Consider the following 4,465-nt stretch of genomic DNA (forward strand, 5'->3'; position numbering starts at 1 on the left):
GTGTGGATCTTGTCGATCAGCGCCGCATAGGCCGGTAGCGTGTTCAACGGTTCGGTGCTGACCACCTGATACAGCGAAGCATCCCGCGCCGGCGGCGGACCGAGGGCGATCGCCGGGATCTTCTGCAACCGCCCGTTGAGCTGCGCAACCGGCACGCCATGACGCCGGGCGATGAGCGGCATCTGCTGCGCCATCAGTTGTGCATAGAACGCCGTGGCCTGGCCGAGGATCGCGTCCGGATCAATCTCGACCGCCACCGGCGCCAGCACTCTTTCCTGATATTGCTCAAGCAGATACGCCGCCAGGCGCTTGGCCGAGGCGTCCTGCTCGCCACCGGCGTTGAGGGTGTACCAGCTGACCTTCACCGACAGCCATTCCTGGGTCCAGTAGCTGCTGAACCACGGGATGAAATTTTCTTCAGTTTGCTGATAGACGCGAGTACGCCAATGTTCCATCGAACCACGGGCGAAAACCTTGACTTGCTCGGTGGACTGCTGCGAGGCGCTGACGATTTCACGGTCGATCTGCTGCCAGGTGGCCGGCGACACCACGATGGCCTGTGGCGCTGGCACCGGGGCCCGCGCCGATGTGGCACAGCCGGCCAGCAGAAACAGTGCGGCAACCACCAGTGCGCGCAGGTCCACGGTGGGGTTTTCCTTGAGATGAGTGGGAGGCAGACTTGAGTATAGGTGGGTCAGTCGAGCCTGATGCTGGATGCACCGACCTCATCGCCCGCCCGAAACCCGAACCATCAACGCCATCAATACTCACCATTGCGACGATTGCCTTCCACCCGCCGCCCTTCAAAGGCACGATCCACCCATCCGAGACACAACGAGGAGTTCACATCATGATTCACACCATCGTCACACTCTCCGTGAGTTTCCCGGTGTTCGGCAGCAACTACTACGCTCAGCACGCGGTGTCGCACAAAGCCCGGGCGCTGGTGTTCAACGAAGATTTCGAAGACCTGCTGATGCCTGCCGCCAGCAATCATTTCAGCAATGAAGTGGTCGGTTTCAACGATCAGTTCCGTTTTCTGAGCGACATTCTCGCCACCCATTTGCTGGATCTCGAGGCCTCGCTGCCTGCGCGATCCCGCGTCCAGGCGAGCGCTCACTTTTAATCGCAGCACGCACAAAAAAGCCCACTGGCCGTTTCGGCGCAGTGGGCTTTTTCACATCGGCCTTACGGAGATCAGCGCTTCCAGCAGTCGGCGTAACGTGAGCAGACGTTGTACTGGGCATCCATCTTGGCCATGCGCTCGAGATGGCGTCCGACGGTTTCAACCACCACGCCTTTTGACGACTGGAAGTAGTACATGATCATGTCGGTCTCCATTTCGTTCGGCGCGGCGTTAACTTGTTTACCGTCCGAGCCTTTGAGCCTAGACCAATCTTTCAGGCGCTTGTCATCGACACTGCGCAAACGCTGGCGATACTCGTCGCTGGCGCGCTTGATCGCCTCGTCGGCATTACTGGCGTTCTCGGTATCGAACTGCACCAGATTCTGGCGGTACAGCGTCCAGTAATCGTCCGGCAGGGCAATGTTCATTTTGGCCTTGCGCTCACTGATCAGCGAATCGAGCTTTTCCGGGGTAAACGTCGTCGGCTTCGTTGCGCCAGACTTCATCACCACAAAGAGGCTGCCATTGACGATACGGTCGATCATGGCCGTGCGTTCCGGGGTGTCCGGCAGCAACGCCGGCGGTTTCGGGAAGATCGCATTGCGCCCGGCGCAGGCCGCCAGACCTTCGCGTTTGATCGCAACCGGTGTGCGTACATCCTTGCCGTCGATACGCTGCACACGCTGCATCAGCGTCGAGCAGTGACGCCCCTTGAGGTCGAGGGTCAGTTCGTACTCCGTGCCACGCTGCGGCTTGAAGGTGAAACCGGACCCGCATACCGCATACCCGACCTGAGTGTTGACCTTCAGGTACATGTCCTTTTCCGGCGGCAGTTTGATTTCCAGATAGCCTCTGGCCTTTTCCGGCGGGGCCACCGACATGCCGACCCGACGCTGGCTGTCGGCGATGAACAGATTGTTGATGATGCCGGTGGTCTGCCCGTCGCAATGCTCGGCATCGTAATAGTCCACCGTCGCGTTATCGGTATTGGCAACAAAGCGCAGCTTGGCGGCATCGGGATCGGCAGCATCCTGATAGGTGCCCATCTGCGTGCAGCCTGACAGCAAAAGCGCCGACAGAACGGCACCGACAACAACGGGTGAGCGACGCAACGAACAAGCGACAGACATGATCATCCTTGAGGGGAAGGGGCAAAAAAACGCCGATGCTACTGAATTGCCATCATTGCGTCCAGCCCCTCCCGTCGCACGATTCCAGCCTCTTGCGGAGCGCGGGATTCAGTCAGTCATCATCCCGATCGCGGTAGTAGCGACGGCCATCACGGCGGTCGTCATCCCGGTCATCCCAGCGCCGGTCATGATCGTAATAACGCTCGTGATCGCGGTCGTAGTGCCGGCCATGGCGGTGACCCTCATCAAAATCCGCCACACATCCACCCAGCAAAACGGCGGCAGTCACAGTCAGCAGCATCGTTGTCACGCGCTTCATTCAACACTTCCCTAAAACCAAGGTCTTGACGACGGAATCGGCCAACGCTGCCCTCGCCTTCAGGACGCGGTGCGCGCAGCCGCAGATAAGACCGGGTAAAGCGCCGATGATTCACTGGCCAGCGATGGACGCGACCATGGGCCTGGCATTCGCGGCGACGGGGATTTTCTATCCGATGTCCGGCACCTTGCTTGGTTGGCTCGGGGTGGCGTTGACCGCTTCGGACACGGCCTCCAACGTGCTGTTTGGCGGGCTGCAGCGGGTCACATCGGAACAGCTCGGCATCAGTCCGGTGTTGATGGCGTTTGTGAGGGTCTGCTCGCGGAGGCGCTGTGTGATACAGCCAACAGGCTGACTGATCCGACGCTGTCGGGAGCAAGCCCCCTCCCCAGTGAGCGCTGAGTCGCGCAGCAGACTCATGAGTTCTGCGCATAACTCTATAGCGAAAATCCGCAAAAACCTTTTCCCCTCCGTGCAGGTCATTTCAAGAACGAGACCGGCATGCATGCCGGCGCGCCCGATTGGGCCTTCAATCCCTGCCGTCCTGATTAAGCCAGAGAGGAATCGAAGCATGACGATTTCCCGACGAAGATTCCTGATCCTCGGCGCGGTGACCGCCACCGCGTTTGCAATGCCGCCTTTCATTAGCCTCAAGGCCTACGCGGCCAGTCTGGAGCAACCGGCCATGGCCAAAGTAACCCTCAACGTCAACGGTAAACCTCAAGCCCTTGAGGTCGACAACCGCACCACGCTGCTCGATGCGCTGCGCGAACACCTGCACCTGACCGGCAGCAAAAAAGGCTGCGACCACGGCCAGTGCGGCGCCTGTACCGTTATCGCCGATGGCCGCCGCATCAATGCCTGCCTGACCCTGGCAGTGATGCACGAAAACAGCGAGATCACCACCATCGAAGGCCTTGGCATGCCCGACAGCCTGCACCCGATGCAAGCCGCGTTCATCAAGCACGACGGCTACCAGTGCGGTTACTGCACGCCAGGGCAGATCTGCTCGGCGGTGGCGGTGCTCAAGGAGATTCGCGAGGGCATTCCCAGCCACGTCAGCCCCAGCCTGACCGAAGCACCGCAACTGATCGCCAGTGAATTCCAGGAGCGCATGAGCGGCAATATCTGCCGTTGCGGCGCCTACTCCAACATCATCGAAGCCATCACTGAAGTCGCGCAGGTGCCCGCATGAGACCGTTCAATTACAGCCGCGCCGATTCCCCTGCCGCAGCCGCAGCGCTGGCGGCACAGGTCGAAGGCGCGAAGTTCATCGCCGGCGGCACCAACCTGCTCGACCTGATGAAACTCGACATCGAAACCCCGTTGCATCTGATCGACGTCAACCACTTGGGCCTGGATCAAATCGAAGCCACGCCCGACGGCGGACTGCGCATCGGTGCCCTGGTGCGCAACACCGACCTGGCCGCCGACCACCGCGTGCGCAACGACTACGCCCTGCTCTCCCGCGCCTTGCTCGCCGGTGCCTCCGGCCAATTGCGCAACATGGCCAGCACCGCCGGCAACCTGCTGCAACGCACACGTTGCCCGTACTTCTATGACGTCAATCAGGCCTGCAACAAGCGTCAGCCCGGCAGCGGTTGCGCGGCGATTGGCGGGGTCAGTCGGCAACTGGGATTGATCGGTGTCAGCGACGCCTGCATCGCCACCCACCCCAGCGACATGGCGATTGCCATGCGCGCACTCGACGCGCAGGTGGAAACGGTGAAGCCGGACGGCACCACCCGCAGCATCGCCATCGCCGATTTCCATCAGCTCCCGGGTAACACACCGAACGTCGAAACCAGCCTCAGCCCCGGCGAGTTCATCACTTCGGTGACGCTGCCCGCCCCGGTCGGTGGTACGCACCTTTATCACAAGGTACGCGAT

The 4,465-nt window shown here is 60.9% G+C and carries 5 protein-coding genes and 2 pseudogenes; 4 read left to right on the forward strand and 3 right to left on the reverse strand.

What is annotated here, in order from left to right; all coding sequences use genetic code 11:
- Window positions 1-644, reverse strand: a pseudogene (locus DBR24_RS02435) (hypothetical protein); the annotation flags it as partial.
- 206 nt (window positions 645-850) lie between these two features.
- Between DBR24_RS02435 and DBR24_RS02440 the strand changes: the two are divergent.
- Window positions 851-1,126, forward strand: coding sequence for a hypothetical protein (locus DBR24_RS02440; protein ID WP_123462668.1), 276 nt, complete (start codon window positions 851-853; stop codon window positions 1,124-1,126).
- Window positions 1,127-1,197: 71 nt separating this feature from the next.
- Here DBR24_RS02440 and DBR24_RS02445 read toward each other — a convergent pair whose 3' ends face one another.
- Both DBR24_RS02445 and DBR24_RS02450 read right to left on the reverse strand, forming a co-directional pair.
- On the reverse strand, window positions 1,198-2,256 hold the full coding sequence (locus tag DBR24_RS02445) for a hypothetical protein (RefSeq protein WP_225931026.1): 1,059 nt from the start codon (window positions 2,254-2,256) through the stop codon (window positions 1,198-1,200).
- A gap of 112 nt (window positions 2,257-2,368) precedes the next feature.
- Window positions 2,369-2,575, reverse strand: a complete 207-nt coding sequence (locus tag DBR24_RS02450) for a hypothetical protein (protein ID WP_123462665.1) — start codon at window positions 2,573-2,575, stop codon at window positions 2,369-2,371.
- A 25-nt stretch (window positions 2,576-2,600) separates the two neighbouring features.
- Here DBR24_RS02450 and DBR24_RS31225 point away from each other — a divergent pair.
- The 3 genes and pseudogenes from DBR24_RS31225 to DBR24_RS02465 form a co-directional block, all read left to right on the forward strand.
- A pseudogene (locus DBR24_RS31225) lies at window positions 2,601-2,879 on the forward strand (L-lactate permease); the annotation flags it as partial.
- A gap of 201 nt (window positions 2,880-3,080) precedes the next feature.
- A complete protein-coding gene (gene paoA / locus DBR24_RS02460) occupies window positions 3,081-3,770 on the forward strand; it encodes an aldehyde dehydrogenase iron-sulfur subunit PaoA (protein ID WP_256591247.1) in 690 nt (229 codons plus the stop codon).
- A partial coding sequence (locus tag DBR24_RS02465) for a xanthine dehydrogenase family protein subunit M (RefSeq protein WP_128613794.1) occupies window positions 3,767-4,465 on the forward strand: 699 nt, incomplete at its 3' end. The genes paoA and DBR24_RS02465, both read left to right, overlap by 4 nt.

This window comes from Pseudomonas sp. HMWF006, assembly GCF_003061205.1.
Taxonomy (GTDB): domain Bacteria; phylum Pseudomonadota; class Gammaproteobacteria; order Pseudomonadales; family Pseudomonadaceae; genus Aquipseudomonas; species Aquipseudomonas monsensis.

Bases quoted from the DNA above. Each gene is read 5' to 3' on its own strand.
- DBR24_RS02440 (WP_123462668.1), top strand. From the start codon at position 851: ATGATTCACACCATCGTCACACTCTCCGTGAGTTTCCCGGTGTTCGGC.
- DBR24_RS02450 (WP_123462665.1), bottom strand. From the start codon at position 2,575: ATGAAGCGCGTGACAACGATGCTGCTGACTGTGACTGCCGCCGTTTTG.
- DBR24_RS02445 (WP_225931026.1), bottom strand. From the start codon at position 2,256: ATGTCTGTCGCTTGTTCGTTGCGTCGCTCACCCGTTGTTGTCGGTGCC.
- paoA (WP_256591247.1), top strand. From the start codon at position 3,081: ATGCCGGCGCGCCCGATTGGGCCTTCAATCCCTGCCGTCCTGATTAAG.